The sequence below is a fragment of the Pseudomonas sp. PAMC25584 genome (genome assembly GCF_058135675.1).
In genome coordinates this window covers 951,589-976,153 of the sequence record NZ_CM176870.1, presented here as the reverse complement: position 1 = coordinate 976,153, position 24,565 = coordinate 951,589, and the positions used below count along the sequence as shown (strand labels likewise).

25 protein-coding genes are annotated in these 24,565 nt (G+C 60.2%); 8 read left to right on the top strand and 17 right to left on the bottom strand.

Annotation, left to right across the window (positions count from 1 at the left end; translation table 11 throughout):
- Positions 1-5: 5 nt before the first annotated feature.
- From gatB to ACS5Q8_RS04380, 4 genes are all read left to right on the top strand, one after another.
- On the top strand, positions 6-1,451 hold the full coding sequence (gene gatB, locus ACS5Q8_RS04395; protein ID WP_443700193.1) for an Asp-tRNA(Asn)/Glu-tRNA(Gln) amidotransferase subunit GatB: 1,446 nt from the start codon (positions 6-8) through the stop codon (positions 1,449-1,451).
- 159 nt (positions 1,452-1,610) lie between these two features.
- Positions 1,611-1,982 carry a septal ring lytic transglycosylase RlpA family protein gene (locus ACS5Q8_RS04390; protein ID WP_465159867.1) on the top strand — a complete coding sequence of 124 codons (372 nt, stop codon included), beginning with the start codon at positions 1,611-1,613 and terminating at the stop codon, positions 1,980-1,982.
- Positions 1,983-2,040: 58 nt separating this feature from the next.
- Positions 2,041-3,087, top strand: coding sequence for a calcium/sodium antiporter (locus tag ACS5Q8_RS04385; RefSeq protein ID WP_247395479.1), 1,047 nt, complete (start codon positions 2,041-2,043; stop codon positions 3,085-3,087).
- A complete protein-coding gene (locus ACS5Q8_RS04380; RefSeq protein ID WP_276196520.1) occupies positions 3,084-3,467 on the top strand; it encodes a carboxymuconolactone decarboxylase family protein in 384 nt (127 codons plus the stop codon). The genes ACS5Q8_RS04385 and ACS5Q8_RS04380 overlap by 4 nt, the downstream gene beginning before the upstream one ends.
- 23 nt (positions 3,468-3,490) lie before the next feature.
- On the opposite strand, the gene ACS5Q8_RS04375 is transcribed toward ACS5Q8_RS04380, so the two are convergent.
- The 5 genes from ACS5Q8_RS04375 to kdgD form a co-directional block, all read right to left on the bottom strand.
- Positions 3,491-4,432, bottom strand: a complete 942-nt coding sequence (locus ACS5Q8_RS04375; RefSeq protein WP_247395481.1) for an AEC family transporter — start codon at positions 4,430-4,432, stop codon at positions 3,491-3,493.
- A gap of 215 nt (positions 4,433-4,647) precedes the next feature.
- Positions 4,648-6,201, bottom strand: a complete 1,554-nt coding sequence (gene garD, locus ACS5Q8_RS04370; protein ID WP_426100715.1) for a galactarate dehydratase — start codon at positions 6,199-6,201, stop codon at positions 4,648-4,650.
- A 12-nt stretch (positions 6,202-6,213) separates the two neighbouring features.
- Entirely contained in the window at positions 6,214-7,578 is a 1,365-nt protein-coding gene (locus ACS5Q8_RS04365; RefSeq protein ID WP_276196518.1) for an MFS transporter, read from the bottom strand.
- A 100-nt stretch (positions 7,579-7,678) separates the two neighbouring features.
- Positions 7,679-9,124 carry an aldehyde dehydrogenase family protein gene (locus tag ACS5Q8_RS04360; RefSeq protein WP_276196517.1) on the bottom strand — a complete coding sequence of 482 codons (1,446 nt, stop codon included), beginning with the start codon at positions 9,122-9,124 and terminating at the stop codon, positions 7,679-7,681.
- A 54-nt stretch (positions 9,125-9,178) separates the two neighbouring features.
- Entirely contained in the window at positions 9,179-10,090 is a 912-nt protein-coding gene (gene kdgD / locus ACS5Q8_RS04355; protein ID WP_276196516.1) for a 5-dehydro-4-deoxyglucarate dehydratase, read from the bottom strand.
- A 231-nt stretch (positions 10,091-10,321) separates the two neighbouring features.
- On the opposite strand from kdgD, the gene ACS5Q8_RS04350 reads away from it, so the two are divergent.
- Complete coding sequence (locus ACS5Q8_RS04350; RefSeq protein WP_465159866.1) at positions 10,322-11,476, top strand: phospholipase; 1,155 nt, start codon at positions 10,322-10,324, stop codon at positions 11,474-11,476.
- A 48-nt stretch (positions 11,477-11,524) separates the two neighbouring features.
- Positions 11,525-11,698, top strand: coding sequence for a hypothetical protein (locus ACS5Q8_RS04345; protein WP_276196514.1), 174 nt, complete (start codon positions 11,525-11,527; stop codon positions 11,696-11,698).
- Here ACS5Q8_RS04345 and ACS5Q8_RS04340 read toward each other — a convergent pair whose 3' ends face one another.
- The 8 genes from ACS5Q8_RS04340 to rplM form a co-directional block, all read right to left on the bottom strand.
- Positions 11,699-12,445: a FadR/GntR family transcriptional regulator gene (locus tag ACS5Q8_RS04340; protein WP_276196513.1), complete on the bottom strand. Its 747-nt coding sequence runs from the start codon at positions 12,443-12,445 to the stop codon at positions 11,699-11,701.
- Between the two features lie 158 nt (positions 12,446-12,603).
- A complete protein-coding gene (locus tag ACS5Q8_RS04335) occupies positions 12,604-13,023 on the bottom strand; it encodes a ClpXP protease specificity-enhancing factor (RefSeq protein ID WP_247395489.1) in 420 nt (139 codons plus the stop codon).
- A gap of 17 nt (positions 13,024-13,040) precedes the next feature.
- On the bottom strand, positions 13,041-13,658 hold the full coding sequence (locus ACS5Q8_RS04330) for a glutathione S-transferase N-terminal domain-containing protein (RefSeq protein WP_276196512.1): 618 nt from the start codon (positions 13,656-13,658) through the stop codon (positions 13,041-13,043).
- A gap of 146 nt (positions 13,659-13,804) precedes the next feature.
- Positions 13,805-14,584, bottom strand: coding sequence for a cytochrome c1 (locus ACS5Q8_RS04325; protein ID WP_276196511.1), 780 nt, complete (start codon positions 14,582-14,584; stop codon positions 13,805-13,807).
- Entirely contained in the window at positions 14,584-15,795 is a 1,212-nt protein-coding gene (locus ACS5Q8_RS04320; RefSeq protein ID WP_017845421.1) for a cytochrome b, read from the bottom strand. Before ACS5Q8_RS04320 ends, ACS5Q8_RS04325 begins: the two co-directional genes overlap by 1 nt.
- Positions 15,795-16,388, bottom strand: a complete 594-nt coding sequence (petA, locus tag ACS5Q8_RS04315) for a ubiquinol-cytochrome c reductase iron-sulfur subunit (protein WP_247395492.1) — start codon at positions 16,386-16,388, stop codon at positions 15,795-15,797. Before petA ends, ACS5Q8_RS04320 begins: the two co-directional genes overlap by 1 nt.
- A gap of 266 nt (positions 16,389-16,654) precedes the next feature.
- Positions 16,655-17,047: a 30S ribosomal protein S9 gene (gene rpsI / locus ACS5Q8_RS04310; protein ID WP_276196510.1), complete on the bottom strand. Its 393-nt coding sequence runs from the start codon at positions 17,045-17,047 to the stop codon at positions 16,655-16,657.
- A gap of 14 nt (positions 17,048-17,061) precedes the next feature.
- Entirely contained in the window at positions 17,062-17,490 is a 429-nt protein-coding gene (gene rplM, locus ACS5Q8_RS04305; RefSeq protein ID WP_010568039.1) for a 50S ribosomal protein L13, read from the bottom strand.
- A gap of 248 nt (positions 17,491-17,738) precedes the next feature.
- Between rplM and ACS5Q8_RS04300 the strand changes: the two genes are divergently transcribed.
- Positions 17,739-18,779: an NADP(H)-dependent aldo-keto reductase gene (locus ACS5Q8_RS04300; protein ID WP_276196509.1), complete on the top strand. Its 1,041-nt coding sequence runs from the start codon at positions 17,739-17,741 to the stop codon at positions 18,777-18,779.
- 123 nt (positions 18,780-18,902) lie between these two features.
- On the opposite strand, the gene ACS5Q8_RS04295 is transcribed toward ACS5Q8_RS04300, so the two are convergent.
- Positions 18,903-20,039, bottom strand: coding sequence for an acyl-CoA dehydrogenase family protein (locus ACS5Q8_RS04295; RefSeq protein ID WP_247395494.1), 1,137 nt, complete (start codon positions 20,037-20,039; stop codon positions 18,903-18,905).
- A 219-nt stretch (positions 20,040-20,258) separates the two neighbouring features.
- On the opposite strand from ACS5Q8_RS04295, the gene ACS5Q8_RS04290 reads away from it, so the two are divergent.
- Complete coding sequence (locus tag ACS5Q8_RS04290; RefSeq protein WP_247395536.1) at positions 20,259-21,179, top strand: GlxA family transcriptional regulator; 921 nt, start codon at positions 20,259-20,261, stop codon at positions 21,177-21,179.
- Between the two features lie 67 nt (positions 21,180-21,246).
- Here the strand turns inward: ACS5Q8_RS04290 and zapE are convergent, their stop codons facing one another.
- The 3 genes from zapE to ACS5Q8_RS04275 all read right to left on the bottom strand — a co-directional run bounded on the left by zapE (position 21,247) and on the right by ACS5Q8_RS04275 (position 24,430).
- Complete coding sequence (gene zapE, locus ACS5Q8_RS04285) at positions 21,247-22,341, bottom strand: cell division protein ZapE (protein WP_247395495.1); 1,095 nt, start codon at positions 22,339-22,341, stop codon at positions 21,247-21,249.
- 79 nt (positions 22,342-22,420) lie between these two features.
- Complete coding sequence (locus ACS5Q8_RS04280; RefSeq protein ID WP_276196508.1) at positions 22,421-23,776, bottom strand: tryptophan--tRNA ligase; 1,356 nt, start codon at positions 23,774-23,776, stop codon at positions 22,421-22,423.
- A gap of 24 nt (positions 23,777-23,800) precedes the next feature.
- Positions 23,801-24,430 carry an alpha/beta hydrolase gene (locus ACS5Q8_RS04275; protein ID WP_443700492.1) on the bottom strand — a complete coding sequence of 210 codons (630 nt, stop codon included), beginning with the start codon at positions 24,428-24,430 and terminating at the stop codon, positions 23,801-23,803.
- Positions 24,431-24,565: the final 135 nt, after the last annotated feature.

Here is a 24,565-nt window from a genome sequence, read left to right as displayed (position 1 = left end):
ACACTATGCAATGGGAAGTTGTGATCGGGCTGGAGATTCATACCCAGCTCGCCACCCAATCGAAGATTTTCTCCGGTAGTGCCACCACGTTCGGCGCAGAACCCAACACCCAGGCGAGCCTGGTAGACCTGGGCATGCCCGGTGTGTTGCCGGTGCTGAACCAGGAAGCGGTGCGCATGGCGGTGATGTTCGGCCTGGCGATTGACGCCGAGATCGGCCAGCACAACGTGTTCGCACGCAAGAACTACTTCTACCCGGACCTGCCCAAGGGCTACCAGATCAGCCAGATGGAATTGCCGATTGTCGGCAAGGGCTACCTGGACATCCCGCTCGAAGACGGCACCATCAAGCGTGTCGGCGTGACCCGCGCGCACCTGGAAGAGGACGCCGGCAAGAGCCTGCATGAAGAGTTCAACGGTGCCACCGGCATCGACCTGAACCGCGCCGGCACGCCGTTGCTGGAGATCGTGTCCGAGCCCGACATGCGCAACGCCAAGGAAGCCGTGGCCTACGTCAAGACGATCCACGCGCTGGTGCGCTACCTGGGCATTTGCGATGGCAACATGGCCGAAGGCTCGCTGCGCTGCGACTGCAACGTGTCGGTCCGGCCAAAGGGCCAGGTCGAGTACGGCACCCGCTGCGAGATCAAGAACGTCAACTCGTTCCGTTTCATCGAGAAGGCGATCAACACCGAAGTGCGTCGCCAGATCGAACTGATCGAAGACGGCGGCAAGGTGATCCAGCAAACCCGCCTGTACGATCCGAACAAAGACGAAACCCGCGCCATGCGCAGCAAAGAGGAAGCCAACGACTACCGTTACTTCCCCGACCCGGACCTGTTGCCGGTGGTCATCGAGGATTCGTTCCTCGATGACGTCCGCGCCACCCTGCCGGAGTTGCCGCCGCAGAAACGCGAGCGCTTCCAGGCGCAGTTCGGCCTGTCGGTCTATGACGCCAGCGTCCTGGCTTCGAGCCGTGAGCAAGCCGACTACTTCGAAAAAGTCGTGAGCATCGCCGGGGACGCCAAGCTGGCGGCCAACTGGGTGATGGTGGAGCTGGGCAGCCTGTTGAACAAACAGGGCCTGGAAATCGACGAAGCGCCAGTCTCGGCCGAGCAACTGGGCGGCATGTTGCTGCGGATCAAGGACAACACCATCTCCGGCAAAATTGCCAAGACCGTGTTCGAAGCCATGGCCAGCGGTGAAGGCAATGCCGATGAGATCATCGACAAGCGTGGCCTCAAGCAAGTCACCGACAGCGGCGCCATCTCCGCCGTGCTCGATGACATGCTCGCGGCCAACGCGGAACAGGTCGAACAATACCGCGCGGCAGACGAAGCCAAGCGCGGCAAGATGTTCGGCTTCTTTGTCGGCCAGGCCATGAAAGCCTCCAAGGGCAAGGCCAACCCGCAACAGGTGAACGAACTGCTGAAAAGCAAGCTCGAAGGCTGATAGCGGTGAACGGTCCGAGTGAGACTTCATGCTCGACTCGGACCTCCTGTGGGAGGGGGCTTGCCCCCGATAGCGGTGATTCAGTCAAAACAGTAGTGACTGACACTCCGCTATCGGGGGCAAGCCCCCTCCCACATTTGTGATGAGGGCACCTTGATAATGAAGCGCTTACTTGGCCTTTTAGCCCTGTTCTCTTTACTGGCCGGTTGCGCCAGCGGCCTCATCAACCCCAACGGCTACGACGAAACCGGCACCGCCTCCTATTACGGCGCCAAGCACCATGGCAAAAAAACTGCCAGCGGTGAACCCTTCAACCAGAACGCCCTGACCGCCGCCCATCGGCGCCTGCCTTTTGGCACGCAGGTCAAGGTGACCAATCTCGATACCGACAAATCGGTGGTGGTGCGCATCAATGATCGCGGCCCGCACACCCGTGGGCGGCTGATCGATCTGTCACGCCAGGCCGCCACGCAACTGGGCATGCTGGGCAGCGGCACCGCGTGGGTGCGCGTGCAAGCCCTGAGCAATTGAAGACGGAGCCCTGGCCATTTACGGATTAACCGCCCTCTCGCCCTGGAGCCTGATCGAATTGATCAGCGGCCTGGTGTTGCTGATCGTCGGTGCCGAAATCCTGGTGCGCGCCGCGGTGCGCCTGGCTGCCAGCCTTAAGGTCAGGCCGTTGATCATTGGCCTGACGATCGTCGCCTTCGGCAGCAGTGCGCCGCAGATGACGGTCAGCCTGCAAGCCACCCTGGCCGGCAACACCGACATTGCGGTGGGCAGCGTGATCGGCAGCAGCATTTTCAACATCCTCGTCACCCTGGGCCTGTCGGCGCTGATCGTTCCGCTGCGGGTCTCGAGGCAACTGGTGCGCCTGGATATCCCGGTGATGATCCTCGCCGGCCTGCTGGTATTTACCCTGGCGGCCAATGAAGAACTGACGCCGGTCGACGGTTCGCTGCTGCTGGTGGCCTTGCTGGCCTACCTCGGCGTGCTGCACTACCAGACCCGCCATTCACGTCGCCCGCGCACGCTGGACACCGTGGCCAAGGCGCCCTGGCTGAGCAGCGTATTGCTGATGTTCGGCGGATTGCTGGTGCTGGTGCTGGCCGGGCATTTGTTGCTGGGTGCGGCGGTGGATGTGGCGGGCGATCTGGGCCTGTCGGAGCGCATCATCGGCTTGACGCTGATCGGCGTCGGCACTTCGCTGCCGTGCCTGGCCACCTCGCTGATCGCAGCCCTGCGCGGCCAGCGGGAAATCGCCGTGGGTAACGTGATCGGCAGCAACCTGTTCAACCTGCTGGGCGTACTGGGGCTGACCGCACTGCTCGCGCCCTCGCCGCTGTCGGTGTCGCCCAATGCCCTGGATTTCGACCTGCCGGTGATGCTCGGCGTGGTGGTGCTGTGCCTGCCGGTGTTTTATTCCGGCTACCGCGTGACCCGTGCCGAAGGCCTGGTGCTGCTGGGGCTGTACCTGGCGTATGGGCTACATGTGATGGCATTCACCACCGGCATGCCGTTGGCCAACAAACTCGAACAACTGATGCTGTATTACGTCCTGCCAGTGCTGGTGGCTTTCCTGTTGTTCAGCACGCTGCGAGCCTGGCGCCGCCAACACAAGAGGGAATCGCAATGACCGATCCGAAAAAGCCAGGGGTAGAAATGCGTCGTCAGGTGATGGGCGATGCGTTCGTCGACCGCGCCTTGGGCAACGCGACCGAATTCACCCAGCCGCTGCAGGACTTCGTCAACGAACATGCCTGGGGCAGCGTGTGGAACCGCGACGGCTTGCCGCTGAAGACACGCAGCCTGATCACCCTCGCCGCCCTCACCGCGCTCAAGTGCCCGCAGGAACTCAAAGGCCATGTGCGCGGCGCGCTGAACAACGGCTGCACGGTGGAGGAAATCCGCGAGGCGCTGCTGCATTGCGCGGTGTATGCCGGTGTGCCGGCGGCGATCGAAGCGTTTCGGGCGGCGCAGGAAGTGATTGAGGCGTATCAGGCAGACAAGCCGTGACGCTCAGATAGCGATCACAAGATTCAGATCCAGCCACCCGCCTGCAACACGAAGATCCCGATATTCGTGGTCACCGCCGCCATCAAGGTGGTGATCACGATAATCGCCGCCGCCAGCTCATGATTGCCCTCGGCCGCCCTGGCCATCACAAAGCTCGCGGCTGCGGTCGGTGCGCCGAAGTACAGGAACAGAATCCCCAGTTCCGGCCCACGAAACCCCAGCAACCACGCCCCCAGAGTGGCGACCAGCGGCAGCCAGATCATCTTCATCAAGCTCGCACTCAACGCCATGTTGCCGCTCTTGCGCAACGCCGCCAGCGACAAGGTGCCGCCGATGCAGATCAGCGCCAACGGTAAAGTCATGTCGGCCAGGTACTGCGCGGATTTTTCCAGCCAGCCCGGCAAGCCGATCTGGAAATAGGCGAACGGCGCGGCCGCGATCACGCTGATGATCAGCGGGTTGGCCAGGACACTTTTGCAGATGCTCCACGGGTCGGATTTGATCACCGGGCTGTACACCGCCAGCACAATGGTCGACAGCGTGTTGTAGAACAGGATCACCAACGCCGCGAGGATCGCGCCGAGGGAGATGCCGTAATCACCGTACATACTGGCCGCCAGCGCCAGGCCGATCACCCCGTTGTTACCGCGAAAAGCGCCCTGGGTGTAGATGCCCCGGTCTTCACGCTTGCAGCGGAAAATCGCCCAGCCCCAGGCCAGGGCAAAACTCAACAGCGTGGCGACGGCGAAGTAGATCAGCAAACCTGGCTTGAGCGCCGAATGCAGGTCGGCATGCAGGATGCCGAGAAACAGCAGCGCCGGCATGGTGACGTTGAACACCAGCGACGACGCGGTGTGGATGAAGTTGTCGTTGATCCAGTTGATGCGCTTGAGCAACACGCCGAGGAACAACATGGCAAACACCGGCGCGGTGATGGTGAGGGTGGAGAGGAAGATAGCCAGCATGCCGGGGAGAACCTTGGTGAGCGTCGTTAGGGGGCTAATGATAAGCCATACGGCCCAGCGGCGCCTGATAGACCGCTATCGGGGGCAAGTCGAACCGTCGCACCGCCCCTCCCACATAGGGTCTGCGGTGTTCATCCATTATATGTCTGACGCAGACTCAGTGTGGGAGGGGCGGTGCGACGGTTCGACTTGCCCCCGATGAAGGCGACTCGGTCTCAAGTAATCGGCGCCGGGTTGAACAACGTAATGTCGTTATACAGCTTGTGCTGCTCCGCCCACGTCTGCTTCCTGCCGCTGGCCACATCCAGGTAGAAGTGGAACAACTCCCACCCCAACTCCTCGATGGTCGCGCGCCCGGTGGCTATGCGCCCGGCGTCGATATCGATCAGGTCCGGCCAGCGCTGCGCCAGCTCCGTGCGGGTCGAGACCTTCACCACCGGCGCCATCGCCAGCCCGTAAGGCGTGCCGCGCCCGGTGGTGAACACATGCAGGTTCATCCCCGCCGCCAGTTGCAAGGTGCCGCACACGAAGTCGCTGGCGGGCGTGGCGCAAAAGATCAGGCCTTTGCCCTTGAAGCGCTCACCCGGGCCGAGCACCCCATTGATCGCGCTGCTGCCAGACTTGACGATGGAGCCCAGGGACTTCTCGACAATATTCGACAACCCGCCCTTCTTGTTCCCCGGCGTCGTGTTGGCACTGCGATCCGCCTCGCCCTTGGCCAGATAACGGTCGTACCAGTCCATCTCTCTGACCAATGCTTCGGCCACGTCCCTGGTCTGTGCGCGAGCAGTCAGCAGGTAGATGGCATCACGCACCTCAGTGACTTCGGAAAACATCACCGTCGCCCCCGCCCGCAGCAACAAGTCCGAGGCGAAACCCAGCGCCGGGTTGGCGGTGATGCCGGAAAACGCATCACTGCCGCCGCACTGCATGCCCAGGATCAGCTCGGACGCCGGCACGGTTTCCCGGCGGCGCTGGTCGAGTTTCTTCAGGCGCGCCTCGGCCAGCGCCATGATCTGCTCGATCATCTCGCCAAACCCGTGGCTGGAATCCTGCAGCCGATACAGCCACGGCTCGCTCAGGTCGACGGAGCTGTCGTTATCGTGCATCACCTGCCCGGCCTGCAATTTCTCGCAGCCCAGGCTGATCACCAGGGCTTCGCCGCCCAGGTTCGGGTTGCGCGCCAGGTTGCGCACGGTGCGGATCGGGATATACGCATCCGTCGCAGTGATCGCCACCCCACAACCGTAGCTGTGGGTCAGCGCCACCACGTCATCGACATGCGGGTACTTGGGCAGCAATTCGTCCTTGATGCGCTTGACCGCATGGTCCAGCACACCGGTGACGCACTGCACCGTGGTGGTGATGCCGAGGATATTGCGCGTGCCGACCGTACCGTCGGCATTGCGATAGCCCTCGAAGGTAAACCCTTCCAGCGGTGCCTGGGCCTCAGGCACCTCGGTAGACAGCGGCAAGCTGTCCAACGGCGGCGCGGTGGGCATGCGCAGTTGATCTTCCTGCACCCAACTGCCGCGTGGGATCGGCGCCAAGGCGTAGCCGATGGTTTGGCCGTAGCGAATAATCCGGCCGCCTACGGGGATATCTTCGAGGGTCACTTTGTGGCTTTGTGGAATGAAATCCACGGTCACCAGGCCGTCCGGGAATTCGGTCCCGGCCGGTACACCCTGGTCATTGACCACGATCACCACGTTGTCGCGCTCGTGCAAACGAATCGAGCGCGGCGAGTCGGCATGTTCAATCAACTGCATCACTCGGCCCCTTCAGGAATGCGCTTGGGTAAGGTGGGTCAACTCGGGCCCTTGGCTTGGCGGCTCTTTGAGCACCACGCGTTTGATCGGGCCGACAATCACCAGGTAACTGAACACCGCCACCAGCGCATTCGCGCCGACAAACACCAGGGCCCATTTGAACGAACCAGTGGTACTGATGATGTAGCCGATGACAATCGGCGTGGTGATCGACGCCAGGTTACCGAAGGTGTTGAACAGGCCGCCACTGAGGCCAGCGATTTGTTTCGGCGACGTGTCAGACACCACCGCCCAGCCCAGTGCGCCAACACCCTTGCCGAAGAAGGCCAAGGCCATGAAGCCCACCACCATCCACTCGATATCCACGTAGTTGCAGGCCACGATGCTGCTGGAGATCAGCAGGCCGCCAATAATCGGCGCCTTGCGGGCGAAGGTCAGGGAATGGCCTTTGCGCAGCAGGTAGTCGGAGATCACCCCGCCCAATACACCGCCGATAAACCCGCAGATCGCCGGCAATGAGGCAACGAAACCGGCCTTGAGAATGGTCATGCCACGGTCCTGCACCAGATACACCGGGAACCAGGTCAGGAAGAAGTACGTGATGCCGTTGATGCAGTACTGGCCCAGGTACACGCCGAGCATCATGCGGTTAGTCAGCAACTGACGGATGTAATCCCACTTCGGACCGTCGGTTTTCTTACCCTTGCCCTTGTCCTGATCCATATCGACCAACGCACCATTGGCCGCGATGTGATTGAACTCGGCTTCGTTGATCATCGGGTGCTGGCGCGGGCTGTGGATAACTTTCAGCCAGACCAGTGAGAAAACAACGCCGATCACGCCCATCACGATAAACACGTGCTGCCAGCCGAAGCTGTAGACGATCCAGCCCATCAGCGGCGCGAACAGCACCGTGGCGAAGTACTGCGCCGAGTTGAAAATCGCCGAGGCCGTACCACGTTCGGCGGTGGGGAACCAGGCGGCCACAATCCGTGCATTGCCCGGGAAGGACGGCGCTTCGGCCAGGCCGACCATAAAGCGCAGCATAAACAGCGCCACGACCGCCGTGGAGATACCGAACTCACCGACGTAGCCTTGCAGCACGGTGAACAGTGACCAGGTGAAGATGCTCAGGGCATAGACTTTTTTCGAGCCGAACCGATCGAGCAGCCAGCCGCCGGGAATTTGCCCGGCCACGTAGGCCCAACCGAATGCAGAGAAGATGTAACCGAGGGTGACCGCGTCGATGCCGAGGTCTTTTTGCAGGCTGGAACCCGCTATCGCGATGGTGGCCCGGTCGGCGTAATTGATCGTAGTCACCAGGAACAGCATGAGCAGGATCAAATAGCGGACATGGGTCGGCTTGGTCGCTTGCATATAGAAGTACTCCCACTAATTATTTTTTTTGCGGGTAATGCGTGTTTTGTCCAGTGGTCACCGGCGCCTACACAAGCCGGTGACCACTGGGTGCTGCGTGTTACGAGCCGATGTAGCTGGTTTTCACCACGGTGTAGAACTCTTGCGCATAGCGACCTTGCTCACGCGAACCATAGGATGAGCCCTTACGGCCGCCGAACGGAACGTGATAGTCCACGCCAGCCGTCGGCAGGTTGACCATCACCATCCCGGCCTGGGAGTGGCGCTTGAAGTGGTTGGCGTATTTGAGCGAGGTGGTGGCAATCCCCGCCGACAAACCGAACTCGGTGTCGTTGGCCATGGCCAGCGCCGCCTCGTAGTCCGCCACGCGCACTACGTTGGCCACTGGGCCGAAGATCTCTTCACGGCTGATGCGCATGGCGGCTTCGCTGTCGGCAAACAGCGTCGGCGCCAGGTAATAGCCCTCGGTGTCGCAGGTCACCAGGCCGCCACCGCTCACCAACCGCGCACCTTCGCTCTGGCCGATGTCGATGTATTTCAAGTCCTGGTCCAACTGGGCCTGGGAGACGACCGGGCCGATGTCGGTGCCGCTTTTCAAGGCATGGCCGACCTTGATCGACTTCATGCGCTCGGCCATGGCCGCGACGAACTGGTCATGAATGCCGGCCGTCACGATCAAGCGGCTGGAGGCGGTGCAACGTTGGCCGGTGGAATAGAACGCGCTCTGTACCGATAACTCGACGGCCTGCTTGAGGTCGGCGTCATCGAGAATGATCTGCGGGTTTTTGCCGCCCATTTCCAACTGCACCTTGGCTTGGCGCGACACACAACTGACCGCGATCTGACGCCCCACACCGACCGAGCCGGTGAAGCTGATGCCGTCGACTTTCGGGCTGTTGACCAACACCTCGCCGACCACACGCCCGCTGCCCATCACCAGGTTGAACACACCAGCGGGGAAACCGGCGCGGGAGATGATTTCCGCCAGGGCCCAGGCGCAGCCCGGCACCAGCTCCGCCGGCTTGATCACCACGCAGTTGCCGTAGGCCAGGGCCGGAGCGATTTTCCACGCGGGGATGGCGATCGGGAAGTTCCACGGGGTGATCAAGCCGACCACGCCAAGGGCTTCGCGGGTGACTTCAACATTGACGCCCGGCCGCACCGACGGCACGTAGTCGCCGGACAGGCGCAGGCACTCGCCGGCGAAGAACTTGAAAATATTCCCGGCGCGGGTCACTTCGCCAATGGCTTCAGGCAGGGTCTTGCCCTCTTCCCGAGCCAGCAGCGTGCCAAGTTCTTCGCGGCGGGCGAGGATTTCGCTGCCGACTTTATCCAACGCGTCATGGCGGGCCTGGATTCCGGAAGTGGACCAGGCCGGGAACGCAGCACGGGCAGCATCGATGGCGGCGTTGACCTGGGCGACATCCGCCTTGGCATATTCGCCGACGACATCGGACAACTCCGACGGGTTGAGGTTGACGCAATAATCAGCGCCGGCCACCCATTGGCCGTTGATGTAGTTCTCAAAACGTTTGGCTTGGGACACGAATCTTCTCCTGACGCAAAAGGCCGCTGATTGCTCAGCGGCCTTATAGATAAGTTATTGCGGACCTTGCTTGTCGATCAGCGCGGCCAGGGCTTCGTATTCTTCCGGCAGCAGCTCGGTCAGTGGCGTGCGTACCGGGCCTGCGTCGTAGCCGACGATTTTGGCGCCTGCCTTGACGATGCTCACCGCATAGCCGGCCTTGCGGTTACGGATGTCCAGGTACGGCAGGAAGAAGTCATCGATGATCTTGCCGACAGTGGCGTGATCGTCGCGGGCGATGGCGTGATAGAAGTCCATCGCGGTTTTCGGGATGAAGTTGAACACCGCCGAGGAGTACACCGGCACGCCCAGCGCCTTGTAGGCAGCGGCGTAAATCTCTGCAGTCGGCAAGCCACCCAGGTAGCTGAAACGGTCGCCCAGACGACGGCGGATCGACACCATCAATTCGATGTCACCCAGGCCGTCCTTGTAGCCGATCAGGTTCGGGCAACGTTCGGCTAGGCGCTCCAGCAGTGGCGCAGTCAGGCGGCAGACGTTGCGGTTGTAGACCACCACGCCGATCTTGACCGACTTGCACACCGCTTCCACGTGGGCGGCAACCCCGTCCTGGCTGGCTTCGGTCAGGTAATGCGGCAGCAGCAGCAAGCCTTTGGCTCCGAGGCGCTCGGCTTCCTGAGCGTATTCGATGGCCTGACGGGTCGAACCACCCACACCGGCGAGGATCGGCACGCTGGTGGCGCAGGTATCCACTGCCGTCTTCACAACCTGGGAATATTCGCTGGCGGCCAGGGAGAAAAACTCACCGGTGCCGCCGGCAGCGAACAGTGCAGTGGCGCCGTAGGGGGCTAGCCACTCCAGACGCTTGATATAGCCGGCCTGATGGAAATCACCTTGTGCGTTGAAATCGGTCACGGGGAAAGACAGCAGACCGTGGGAGAGGATGGACTTCAGTTCTTGTGGATTCATTATTCGAACACCCTGGCAAAGACTTTCTATCGAAAGGTTATTGTTGGTTCTGGTTATGTCATACGTCATCGTACAACTATAAAATATTTCGTCAACTGCAATTCATCGACGTTCATCGAACCGCCTGTTGAGACAGCGCGTGTTGACGTAGGATTTTTTTCCTCTATGCCCAAATAACTGTATATACATACAGTAAAAAGGAAGGTCCCCACGACATAGCAAGGAGCTAACATGTCCGGTCTTGAACTCGCAGCACCCGAAAAAAACCTACCCACCCTGCGTTTCGAAGGCGCTGAACACACCGCCATCGGTGACGACACGCTGTTGCGCTTCGCCAAGGACGCCCCGGCGATTGCCGCCCGACACGTCGAACTGCACCTGCCCAACGGCCTGGCGCTGACCTATGGTCAAGTGATCGCCCTGGGCGGTGACTTCTATGGCATTCCCGGCCAACCCATCAGTGATGGCACCTCCCCTGCCGAGCGCGTGCAACGCTTTAGCGCCGCATTCAACTCGCTGGCGGTGCTGCCGGCGTCACGGGAGGAAGCACCGAAGATCCTGGCGGTGATGCAAAAGGAGATCAACGCGGTCAACCAGGCGATCAAGGACGGCAAATCACCCCACGACGCCTACGCTGCGCTCGGTGATACGTTGTCCGAGGAGTGGAACCGCATCACCGGCGGTGGCAGTGTGGTTTCGGCGCTGTTTCCCCTGGGGCGTTACTTGAAGCTGGCGGCGGACAACGCCGACCACTTCGGCGAATGGGCGCTGTCGGCCTACCTGGCCGGGCATACGGCAGCGCTGCAACAAGCGGTCATCGCCCATCAGAGCGGCACCGACCAGGCGCTGGAACTGGCCTATGCAATGAACAGTTTTGCCGATCACTTCCTGACCGACCTGTTTTCCGCCGGCCACCTGCGAGTGCCGCGCAAACAACTGGCCGCCGTGGTGACGCCCGGGGATTTGGGCTCACTGGTCAGCCGCTTCATGCACGATGAAGACAGCAAGTTCGGGCTCAAGGTACGCAATGCCGTCGGTGACGAGTGGCATGCCTACGGGGATAAACGCTACTTCGATGCCGACGACGCGGCCAACCGGGCCCAGGTCCAACGCGCCGTGCAGGCGTCGGCCGATGAGATCTTCGACGCGTTTATCAGCGGCGTCGCGCCCTCCCCGGCCCACTTCAAGGCGCCGCTGTATGTGCCGGATCTGAATGCGGCGCAGAACCCGGCGAATAACTTTTCGCCGTTGTTCAAGATGCAGGGAGACCAGGTGCTGCGGCGCAAGGACGTGAATGACTTGAACGACAAGCATTGGACCGCTGATTGGTGGGGGTGGAGTACGTACTTGCTGCTCAAGGACTACACGCCCAATACACCTGCTTGAGGCGTACCGTTTGTCGTGACTGCATGACTGTCCTCAAGGGCCAAGACCTTGGCTCTTGAGGCGTTTCATTCCCGTCATCCGCAGACGCAGAGCCAGGCAGACCCGTGGGTTCTGGTAACGGCTAAGTACATCTTCATGGCGGCACAAATCGAGCAGAACGTGATCGTGCTTGATGCCTTGACCACAGCGCCGCCTACCGACATTCGCCCACCGGCGGTTTGATCACTCGGCCCGTTCTGCCGCTTCATGGGCATGGCGCAGCCGCTCCCGACTGTTCGTCAAATGCAAGCGCATCGCCGCCCGCGCCGCGTCCGAATCCTGACGCGCGATTGCTTCATAGATTTCTTCGTGTTCGCGGCTCAAGCGCTTCATGTAGTGCTGCTGGTCATCCTGGGCCAGGCGCGCCGAGTTCAGGCGGGTACGCGGAATGATGCTAGTGCCCAGGTGAGTCATGATGTCGGTGAAGTAGCGGTTGCCGGTGGACAGGGCAATCTGCAGGTGGAACTGGAAGTCCGACGCTACCGCATCGCCGGCATGGGCGGCGCTTTCATTCAAGGCGTCGAGGGCGGCACGCATGCCGGCCAATTGTTCGTCGCTGCGGCGCAACGCGGCCAGGCCCGCAGACTCCACTTCCAGGCTGATACGCAGTTCCAGGATCGCCAACACATCACGCAGGGTCACGACGGTGGCCGGGTCAATGCGGAAGCCGCTGGGGCTTGGCGTGTCCAACACAAAGGTGCCGATACCGTGGCGGGTTTCCACCTGTCCCGCCGCCTGCAAGCGCGAGATGGCTTCACGCACCACCGTGCGGCTGACGCCATGGGCCTCCATGATCGCCGATTCGGTGGGCAATTTGTCGCCACGCTTGAGTTGGCCGTCGCGGATCTGCTCGGACAACACCGTGACCAATTCCTGGGCAAGGCTGCGGCGCTTGCGGGGAAAACGCGGGGCGGTGTTGGTGCTTTCCATGTTGGGTCATCTTTCTTGGTGAACTGAAGACGCATCATAGCCCATGGCGGTTGTACGATCACCGTCCCCGGCATGTCTTTCATCTACAACGACCAGGCAAAAAAATGCCCCGGCAACCGCCGAGGCATTTTTCAGGCTCGCCCGAAGGCAACAGCCGCTTACTTCACCACTTTCAGACTGGGCCGGCCGCTTGGACGCGGTGGCTCGGTATCCGGTGGCGGCACTTCATCGTCGTCTTCCCCTTCGATCGCGTCGTCATCCTCGAAAGGCGACTCCAGATCGAACACCATGCCTTGACCATTTTCCCGGGCGTAAATCCCGAGGATGGCGCCAATCGGCACGTACAGCGTATGCGGCACACCGCCGAAACGCCCTTCGAAGCTGACGGCTTCGTTGTCCATGTGCAGGTGGCGCACCGCACTCGGCGATACGTTCAGCACAATCTGCCCGTCACTGGCAAAACCCTGCGGAACCTGAACCGCAGGAAACTCGGAATTGACCAGCATGTGCGGGGTGCAATCGTTGTCCACAATCCACTCATAGAGCGCGCGAACCAGGTAGGGTCGACTGGAGTTCATCAACGGCTCCTTAAGCCTTAGCGCATATCGCGTTCGACACCAGACAGACTCGTCTGGAAAGCCTCACGCGCAAACTGGCGCTCCATGTAATCAAGCAGCGGCTTGGCCGGCCGCGGCAGTTCAATGCCCATAATCGGCAAGCGCCAGAGTATGGGCAATAGGCAGCAATCCACCAGGCTTTGTTCCTCGCTGAGGAAAAAAGGCTTGTCGGCGAACAGTGGCGAAACACCCGTCAGGCTCTCGCGCAATTCCTTGCGCGCCACGACACGGGCCGCCTCTTTGCTGCGCGAATCCAGAATCAAATCCACCAGCCCGCACCAGTCGCGCTGAATCCGATGGATCAGCAGGCGGCTGTTGGCACGCGCCACCGGGTATACCGGCAGCAAAGGCGGATGCGGGTAACGCTCATCCAGATATTCCATCACCACGGTTGACTCCCACAACGCCAGGTCACGATCGACCAGGGTGGGCAAGCTGCCGTAAGGGTTCACTTCGATCAGTTTCGGCGGGTGACGACCCACCTCCACACTGATGATCTCGGCGCTGACACCCTTCTCTGCGAGCACGATGCGTACTCGGTGGGAATAGTGGTCGGCGGGGTCGGAGTAACAGGCCAACCGATTGGTCACGCCCATGGCGGTCCTCCTCGCTTGTTGAAATTATCGGAAGCTCAAAAACGAGCGCGCCCAGAGAGCATCTCGGTAGTACCTGATGACCAGGTCGCTACGGTTTAGAGATGCCGCTGGGCGCGCAAGATTAACAGCAATTGCTTACGGTTGGATCAATGCACATCCTTCCAGTATTCGCGCTTGAGCAGATAAGCGAATACGAAGAAGAAAGCCAGGTACAGCAAGACATACGTACCAATGCGCTGGTGCTGCAGTTTGACCGGGTTGGCCGAGTAGGCCAGGAAGGTCACGAGATTCTTGACCTTCTCGTCGAACTGCTCTTCGTTCAGCGCGCCGGACTTGGGCACGATGGTCAGTTGATCGCACGCTTCATGTGTCAGCGGCGTGCCGGTCAACGGGTCAAATTGCTTCTTGCCGCCATCTACTACCTGAACCTGCTTGCATCCTATCACTTGGCGACCCTGCAGGCCGACCAGAACGTTAGGCATAGCGACGTTCGGGAACACCACGTTGTTCACGCCCCATGGACGTGCAGGGTCTTCATAGAAGGATTTCAGGTAGCCGTAGAGCCAATCGGTGCCGCGAACCCGCGCCACCAGGGTCAGGTCGGGCGGCGGAGCGCCGAACCAGGCCTTGGCGTCCGCCGGCTGCATGCCGATGTTCATGTGGTCGCCAATCTTGGCGCCGGTGAACACCAGCTTATTGAGCATCACCTCGTGCGGAATGCCCAAGTCATCGGCCACGCGCTCGTATCGCTGGAACTTGGCGCTGTGGCACCCCATGCAATAGTTGGCGAACGTGCGAGCGCCGTCCTGCATGGCCGCTTTGTCAGACACGTCGATAGCGACTTTTTCCAACTCGGGGCCTTGCTCGGCAGCGAAGGACAGTAGCGGCAGCGCCGCAAGCATCAATGCAACGAATAATTTTTTCATCAGCCAGTCACCCTTTCCGGAACCGGTTTGGTCTTCTCAAGCCGGGTGTAGAACGGCATCAGAATGAAGTAGGCGAAGTACAGGAAGGTGCAGACCTGCGACAGCAACGTGCGCTCAGGAGTCGGCGCCAGTACACCCAGTACACCCAGGATAACGAACGCAATGCAGAACACCCACAGCCAGATCTTGCTCAACCAGCCCTTGTAGCGCATGGACTTGACCGGGCTTCGGTCGAGCCACGGCAGCACGAACAGCACTGCGATGGCCGCGCCCATGGCGATCACGCCCATGAGCTTGTCGGGGATCGCCCGCAAGATCGCGTAGAACGGTGTGAAGTACCAGACCGGGGCAATATGCACAGGCGTCTTGAAGGCGTTGGCCTGTTCGAAGTTAGGTTTCTCCAGGAAATAACCACCCATCTCCGGGAAAAAGAACACGATCGAGCAGAACACGAACAAGAACACGACGACACCGACAATATCTTTTACGGTGTAGTACGGGTGGAACGGAATGCCATCCAGCGGGATGCCGTTCTCGTCCTTGTGCTTCTTGATGTCCACACCATCAGGGTTGTTCGAACCCACTTCGTGCAGCGCCAGGATGTGCAGCACCACCAAACCGAGAATCACGATCGGCAAGGCCACCACGTGCAAGGCGAAGAAGCGGTTCAGGGTGATGCCCGAGATCAGGTAGTCACCACGAATCCATTGGGTCAGGTCGTTGCCGATCACCGGGATCGCGCCGAACAGCGAGATGATCACCTGGGCGCCCCAGTACGACATCTGGCCCCACGGCAGCAGGTAGCCCATGAAGGCTTCAGCCATCAGCGCCAGGTAGATCAGCATGCCGAACACCCACACCAGCTCACGCGGCTTCTGGTACGAACCGTAGAGCAAACCACGGAACATATGCAGGTAGACCACGATGAAGAACGCCGAGGCGCCGGTGGAGTGCAGCAGGCGCAGGATCGAGCCGTACTCGACGTCACGCATGATGTATTCGACGGAAGCAAACGCCTCCTCCGCCGACGGGGTGTAGCTCATGGTCAGCCAGACGCCGGTGACGATCTGATTGACCAGCACCAGCAGTGCCAGGGAGCCGAAGAAGTAGAAGAAGTTGAAGTTTTTTGGCGCGTAATACTTGCTGAGATGGTCTTCCCACATTTTGGTGGCGGGGAAGCGCGCATCGACCCAATCCATGAACTTACTCATCACGCGTTCTCCTTGTCGAGGCCAATGACAATGATGTCGTCAGATTCGTAGTTATGCGGAGGCACGGGCAGGTTCAGTGGAGCAGGTTGCGATTTGTAGACGCGGCCGGCCAGGTCGTAGTGCGAACCGTGGCAGGGGCAGAAATAACCGCCGACCCAATCCTTGCCCAGGTCGACTGGCGCCACTTCAGGGCGGAAAGTAGGTGAGCATCCCAGGTGGGTACACAGACCGACCAGCAGCAGAATCTCTGGCTTGATCGAACGTGCTTCGTTTTTGGCGTAGGCGGGTTGGTCGGAAAACTCAGATTTTGGGTCAGACAACTGGCCTTCGATCTTTTTCAGATTTCCCAGGATTTCCTCCGTTCGACGAACAATGAAGACCGGCTGACCGCGCCACTCAGCAATCATCTGCTGGCCTGGCTCGATCTTGCCAATATTCACTTTCACCGGTGCACCTGCGGCTTTCGCCTTGGCACTGGGAAACCATGACCCCACGAACGGGACCGCAGCCCCCACCGCTCCTGCAGCACCCACCACGGATGTGGCTGCTACCAAGAAGCGACGCCGGCCTGCATTCACGCCGTCATTGCTCATTCAGTCCTCTCCCATCAGCTTTTTGGCCTGTTAAATCAGGCGTCTACTAAGTATTAAATCTGAACTTATAAAAATTTTGCCGAATGGTAATGAAAAGCCCCACCTCTGACAAGGGAATTACCCGGAGCTCCAGCTCCAAGCCTTGTAGTATAGGGGGTCTACGGCTGTGGCAAGTTGTCACGCCGAAATTTATACATAAATCGCAGGCAATAAAAAACGCCCAGCTCCGTGAGGAGGCTGGGCGTTTTTGTGGAACGTAAAGCGAATTAACGCTTCGAGTACTGCGGACGCTTACGCGCTTTACGCAGACCGACTTTCTTACGTTCAACTTCACGGGCATCACGAGTCACGAAACCAGCTTTGCGCAGAGCGCCACGCAGGGTTTCGTCGTACTGCATCAGAGCGCGAGTGATACCGTGGCGGATTGCGCCAGCTTGACCACTTACACCGCCACCGATAACGGTGACGTAGATGTCGAACTTTTCACCGGTCTCGGTCAGTTCCAGCGGCTGACGAACTACCATGCGGGCAGTTTCGCGGCCGAAGAAATTTTCCAGAGTGCGGTTGTTGATCGAGATGTTACCAGTGCCCGGACGCAGGAAAACGCGTGCGGTTGCGGTTTTGCGACGGCCAGTGCCGTAATTTTGAGTCGCCGACATAATGAACTATTCCGTTAAAACTTCAGTTCTTGGGGCTGCTGAGCAGCATGAGGGTGAGCAGCGCCCGCATAGACTTTCAGCTTGCGAAACATATCGCGACCCAGTGGGCCCTTCGGCAGCATGCCTTTAACCGCGATTTCAATCGGGGCCTCAGGCTTCTTGGCGATCAGACCTTCGAAATTAGAAGACTTGATGCCGCCTGGGAAACCGGAGTGACGGTAGTACATTTTGTCTTGCGCTTTGTTGCCGGTAACACGTACCTGCTCAGCGTTGATGATCACGATGTAGTCACCGGTGTCAACGTGAGGGGTGTATTCAGGCTTGTGCTTGCCACGCAGACGGCTGGCGACTTCAGTGGCCAGACGACCCAGAGTCTGACCAGCGGCGTCGACGACAAACCAGTCGCGCTGAACTGTTTCCGGTTTTGCAGTAAAAGTTGTCATTCTTTAATAGCCTCAGGGGCCGCCCTGTAAATTAGACGGCGGATCTTACTGAATAGTGCGTACTTTGACAAGTCAAAGGCAGCCGGATACAGACGCTATCGGGGGCTCGGGTCGGCGCGTCCGTTCAACGGCAAGATTCTTCGGCAGGCGGCGCATCACTTCCACTGCAGAAAGAGGTGGGCAATTATGCAGATTGCGAAAAAAATTTCAACCTGCTTTTATGATTGTTTTCCCCAAAGGAGCACCCGATGGATTATCGACAGCTGGGCCGTACCGATCTGAACGTAAGCGCGATAGCCTTGGGCACCATGACCTGGGGCGAGCAGAACAGCGAGGCAGAGGCCTTCGCACAGATCGAACGGGCCAAGGCCGCAGGGATCAACTTCCTCGACACGGCGGAAATGTACCCGGTGCCGCCCAAGGCCGATACCTACGCCACCACCGAGCGTTACATCGGTAATTACTTCAAAAGCCACGGCGACCGGGCCGACTGGATTCTCGCCAGCAAGATCGCCGGCCCCGGCAACACCATCGACTACATCCGCGGCGGCCACCCGCGCCACAACCGCAAGCACATCGTCGACGCCCTGGATGCCAGCCTCAAGCGCCTGCAGACCGACTGGATCGACCTCTACCAGTTGCATTGGCCGGAGCGCAGCACCAACTTCTTCGGCCAGTTGGGCTACACGCACAAGGACGAAGACGACCTGACGCCGCTGGAGGAAACCCTCGAAGCGCTGGACGCGCAAGTGAAGGCCGGCAAGATCCGCCACATCGGCCTGTCCAATGAAACACCCTGGGGCACCATGAAATTCCTCGCCCTGGCCGAAGCCCGTGGCTGGACCCGCGCAGTGTCGATCCAGAACCCCTACAACCTGCTCAACCGCAGCTTTGAAGTGGGCCTGGCGGAAATCGCGATTCGCGAACAGTGCGGCTTGCTGGCTTATTCGCCCTTGGCGTTCGGCATGCTCAGCGGCAAATACGAAGGCGGCGCACGCCCGGCAAAAGCCCGCCTGACGGAATACAGCCGCTTCAGCCGCTACTTCAACCCGCAGTCGGAAGCGGCGTGCAGCCGCTATGTGGCACTGGCCCGCGCACACGGCCTGGACCCGGCGCAGATGGCGTTGGCGTTCGTTACGCAGCAGCCGTTCGTGACCAGCAACATCATTGGTGCGACGACGCTTGAGCAACTGGACAGCAACCTTGCCAGCGCAGACCTGAAACTGTCGAAAGAGGTGCTGGAGGGGATTGAGGCGATTCAGAAGGATCATCCGAATCCGGCGCCTTGATTGACCTTTAGGCCGCCATCGGGGGCAAGCCCCTCCCACATTCGACCGCATTCTCATATGGGAACTCGGTCAACTGTGGGAGGGGGCTTGCCCCCGATGAGGCCCTCAGCCACACCACCGAAATCAGAGCGCCCGCGCAATAATCTCCTTCATGATCTCGTTGGTCCCCGCATAAATCCGCTGCACCCGCGCATCCGCCCAGGCGCGGGCGATCGGGTATTCCCACATGAAGCCGTAGCCGCCATGCAATTGCACGCACTCGTCGAGCACCTTGCATTGCAGGTCCGTGGCCCAGTACTTGGCCATCGCGGCGGTGGGCACGTCGAGCTTGCCCTCAAGGTGCAATGCCAGGCACTTATCGACGAACACGCGGCCGATCTGGATCTCGGTGGCCATCTCCGCCAATTTGAAGCGGGTGTTCTGGAAATCGGCAATCGCCTTGCCGAACGCCCTCCGCTCACGGGTGTAGTCGAGCGTCCATTGCAGCGCTGCTTCGGCTGACGACAGCGCGCCAATCGCCACGGTCAAGCGCTCCTGGGGCAACTCCTGCATCAAATAGGCAAAGCCCATGCCCGCCTGGCCCAGCAAGTTTTCCTTGGGTACACGGACATCCTGGAAGAACAGCTCAGAGGTGTCCTGGGCCTTCATGCCGACTTTCTCCAGGCGCTTGCCCTTATCGAAGCCCGGCGTGGCGGCCTCCACCAGGAACAGGCTGGTGCCCTTGGCGCCGGCCTTGGGGTCGGTCTTGGCGACCACGATCACCAGATCGGCGAGAAAGCCGTTGGTGATGAAGGTCTTGGAGCCGTTGATCACATACTCATCGCCGTCCAGCACTGCGCTGGTCTTGACCCCTTGCAGATCGGACCCGGCACCCGGCTCGGTCATTGCGATGGCCGTGACCATCTCGCCGGAGATCAATCTGGGCAGGTATTTGTGCTTCAACGCCTCACTGCCGTAATGCAGGATGTACGGCGCGACAATATCCGAATGCAGGGAGAAACCGATGCCGGTCAGCCCCAGACGGCTGATTTCTTCGATCACCACTGCGCTGTAAAGAAAGTCCGCACCCAGGCCGCCGTACTCCTCCGGCAGATGGGAGCACAACATCCCCGCCTCGCCGGCCTTGTTCCACAGCGTGCGGTCGATATAGCCCTGCTTCTCCCATTGCGCGTGGAACGGCGCGGCGTCTTTTTCAAGGAAGGTGCGCACGCTCTGGCGGAAGAGCTCGTGTTCCGAACTGAACAAGGTTCTGGGGATCATGGGTCACCTGCGTGGATTGTCGGACAAAGACGAACCACAGAGCCTATGCCCCGACGACGTCACGGGACACTGGACACATGCGACAAAAAATAAGACGATCCAGCCGTCTGGTGACCACTTTCCCCTATAAGAATAAATGAAATTATGTCTAACCAAATCTCCACGCCCCTGCGGCGCGTCAGCATTTTGGCCATTGATCGGGTATTCGCTTCCACCCTCATGCAAGCCAAGGATTTCTTCCACCTCGCCAGCCTGCGTTACGGCAAACAACAAGGCCTGGGCCTGACCCCCGCGTTCGAAACCCGCCTGGTCAGCCCCGACGGGCAATCGGCACACAGCTTCAGTGATGTGATCATGCCGATGGACGGCGGGCTGGAAGACGCCGACATCATCGTGCTACCGGCTTTCTGGGATGACTTCGACGCCCTGTGTACGCGTTACCCGCAAGTGCTGCCGTGGCTGCGTGAACAGCACGCCCGCGGCGCCGTAGTCTGCGGCGTAGCCAACGGGGTGTTCTGGCTGGCCGAAGCCGGGCTGCTCGATGGGAAGGAGGCGACGACCTACTGGCGTTTCTTCAATGCCTTCAGCGAGCGCTTCCCCAAGGTCCAACTTAACCAGGACAAGCACCTCACCGACGCCGACAACCTGTACTGCGCCGGCGGTACCACCTCCGCCTGCGACCTCTACATTTATTTGATCGAACGCTTCTGCGGCGCCAATATCGCCCAGGCCGTGGCCCGCGACATTCTTTACGAAGTGCAGCGTAGCTACTCGCCGGGACGGATCGGTTTCGGTGGGCAGAAGCTGCACCAGGACGTGATCATCCTGCAAATCCAGCACTGGCTCGAAGAACATTTCGCCGACAAGTTCCGCTTCGAGGACGTCGCCCGGGAACACGGCATGAGCATCCGCAACTTCATGCGCCGCTTCCAGACCGCCACCGGCGACAAACCGCTGCATTACCTGCAACGGCTGCGGATCGAGACGGCAAAAGGACTGCTTTCGGGCAGCCGCAAGAGCATCAAGACCATCAGTTATGAGGTGGGTTACGACGATGCGAGCTTCTTTGCGCGGTTGTTCAGGCAGCACACCGAGCTGTCACCGAACCAGTATCGCCAGCAGTTCCAGCAAGCCGCGTAATCAGGGCCGTACAAGGACCAAATGTGGGAGGGAGCTTGCTCCCTCCCACATTGGAGCTGCGTCGTGCTTAAGGCTTGTGCGCCCGCGACAGGAACTCGTGGGATTGCATTTCCAGCAAGCGGCTCAGGGTGCGCTGGAATTCAAAGTTCAAGCGACCGCCGGTGTAGAGGTCCTTGAGCTCGACTTCCGCCGAGATGATCAACTTGACGTTGCGGTCATAGAACTCGTCGACCATGTTGATAAAGCGGCGCGCGATGTCGTCGGTGCTGACGCTCATCTGCTCCACGCCACTGAGGATCACGGCGTGGAAGATCTTGCCCAGTTCGATGTAGTCGTTCTGGCTGCGCGGGCCGTCGCACAGTTCACGGAAGTCGAACCACGCCACGTCATCGCAGGTGCGCAAGGCGATGATTTCGCGGTTTTCGATGATCAACTTGTCGTTTTCCACCGCCTGGGTGCATTCCGGCGTGAGGGCGCGGAAGCTTTTGCGCAGGCTTTCTTGCGCCGCATCGTTGAGCGGGAAGTGGAACAACTCCGCTTGCTCCAGGTGCCGCAGGCGGTAATCGACGCCACTGTCGACGTTGACGATCTCGGTGTTCTGCTTGATCAGCGCAATGGCCGGCAGGAAACGCGCGCGTTGCAGGCCATCCTTGTACAGGCCATCGGGCACGATGTTCGAGGTAGCGACCAGGGTCACGCCGTTCTTGAACAACTCTTCCATCAAGGTGCCGAGGATCATGGCGTCGGTGATGTCGGAGACGAAGAACTCATCGAAACAGATCACCCGCGCTTCTGCGGAGAACCGCTTGGCGATGATGGTCAGCGGGTTTTTCTCGCCCGGCAGGGTTTTCATCTCTTCGTGGACGCGCTTCATGAAGCGGTGGAAGTGCGTGCGGACCTTTTCCCTGAACGGCAACGCTTCGAAGAAGGTGTCCACCAGGTAGGTCTTGCCGCGACCGACGCCGCCCCAGAAGTACAGGCCCTTGACCGGCGTGTAGCCTTTCTTGCCAAACAACTTGCTGAACACCCCGGGTTTGCTCTGCGAGGCCGCGACCAGGTCTTCGTACAGGCGTTGCAAATGACGCACCGCCGTTTCCTGGGCCGCATCGTGGAAGAATTCAGGGCGTTTCAGATCAGCTTGATATCGTTCTAGGGGCGTCATAATTTCGTTAGCAAGGCAACAAAAACGGGCCGTCACTGTAACGACGGCCCCGGATAATGGCAATCAACCCTTGGTCGGGTTAATCCTCGAGGGGGGTCAATGCGACGCGCAGGGCTTCGATGGCGGCATCGCGCGACGCGGCATCGGCGAACGTAGCGCTGTCGGCCACTGCGGCGGCGTCCAGCCATACACTGAAGCTCAGGGCTTCAGTGCGCACGTCCAGCGCAGCGCCACTTTGCAATTGCTTGGTCACTGCGCCAGCCGCTTTGCCGTCGGCAAAATTGCGCGACAACAGCAGTTGCTCGCCATCGGCCGCCAGCAGGCGGAAGCGGAAGCTGCCGTCGTCTTCACGAAAGCTCACGAAGCGTGCAGCTTTGGCGGCCTTTTTCTTGGTGCTGACCGGCGCTGCGGCCTGGTTGACGAACGAACGCAGGCCCACTGCCTCACGCAGTTCGGCGAGGAACGGCGCGGCCACGGCGCGGGCTTTTTGGGCACCGATCAGCAGCAGGTCTTCCATGTCCGCCGGGCGCGACATCAATTGGTGATAGCGCTCGCGGGATTCACCCAGTTGACCGTCCAGCAGTTGGAACAGACGGTTCTTCGCCTCGCCCCAGCCCAGGCCTTGCAACAACTCGGCGCGAAACTCCTGCTCCTGGGCCTTGCTGGCAAACGCCTGGTACAGGGTGAACAGGTGCGAATTGTCCGGGTCCTTGGCTTCACCGGGCGCGCGGGAGTCGGTGACGATCCGCGAGATCGCGTCTTTCATGTCCTTGGCGCTGCTGAACAACGGGATGGTGTTGTCGTAGCTCTTCGACATCTTGCGACCGTCCAGGCCCGGCAAGGTGGCGACGCTTTCTTCGATCAACGCCTCGGGCATGGTGAAGAACTCTTTACCGTTGCCGAACAGGTGGTTGAACCGCTGGCCGATGTCGCGGGCCATTTCCACGTGCTGGATCTGGTCGCGGCCGACCGGCACCTTGTGCGCGTTGAACATCAAAATGTCCGCTGCCATCAGCACCGGGTAGCTGTACAGGCCCATGGTGATGCCCGCATCCGGGTCTTCGCCGTTTTCCACGTTCTTGTCCACCGACGCTTTGTAGGCGTGGGCGCGGTTGAGCAGGCCCTTGGCGGCGACGCAGGTCAGCAGCCAGGTCAGCTCGGGGATCTCGGGGATGTCGGACTGGCGATAGAACGTCACCCGGTTCACATCCAGGCCACCGGCCAGCCAGGTCGCGGCGATTTCCATACGCGAGCGCTGGATGCGCTGCGGGTCATCGCATTTGATCAGGGCGTGGTAGTCGGCCAGGAAGTAGAAGGAGTCGGCATTGGCGTCCTGACTGGCAAGGATCGCCGGGCGGATCGCCCCGGCGTAGTTGCCCAGGTGCGGCGTGCCGGTGGTGGTGATGCCGGTGAGGATACGGGTACGAGTCGTCATGGGTAATCGCTTATCAGACTGCTATCAATTCGAGAGGCGCGGCAGTACCAGATCCTTCAGATCGGTCAGCTTGCCATGAAAAAAGTGTCCGCATTCTGCCACTTTCAGCAGCTCATGGGGGCGTTTCAGGGCGGCGGACCAGTCATAGACCCGTTGCGGGTCGACGACTTCGTCGGTTTCCGGCTGGATCAGGGTCAGCGGGCAGTTCTGGGGCAGCACATCGCTATCGCCCAGGCGCATCACCGCAGCGGCGACCATGAACAGGTGCGCGAGCTTTTCGCCCTTGGCTTCCAGACGGCCACCGAGGCTGGCGGCGACATAGCCACCAAAGGAAAAACCGAGCAAGGTGATGGGCAGGTCGGGGTGTTTTTTGCGCAGCCAGGTGGCGGCCGCTTCGGCATCGTCCACTTCACCGCTGGCCATGTCATGGGTGCCAGCGCTGGCACCGACGCCACGGTAATTGAAACGCAACGTGATCAAACCGGCATCGCGCGCGGTGCGTTGCAGGGTCGAAACGACTTTATTGAGCATCGTCCCACCCTGCACCGGATTCGGATGGCAGATCAGCGCCAGGCCACGTGGTTCGGGGTTATCGAGATACAGGGCTTCCAATTGACCTACCGGGCCATCGATCAAAACAGGGGTTTCACGCATGAGCAAGGAATGAACTCCGTGACCTCTCAAAGGGTCGACTCGTCTAGCTAAAAGTCTGTGCATGGCATCATTGCGAGCTTAATCGCGGTATACAGCGCAGGTCCGAGCCGTTAACGTAAAGCAAAGCCGTTTATA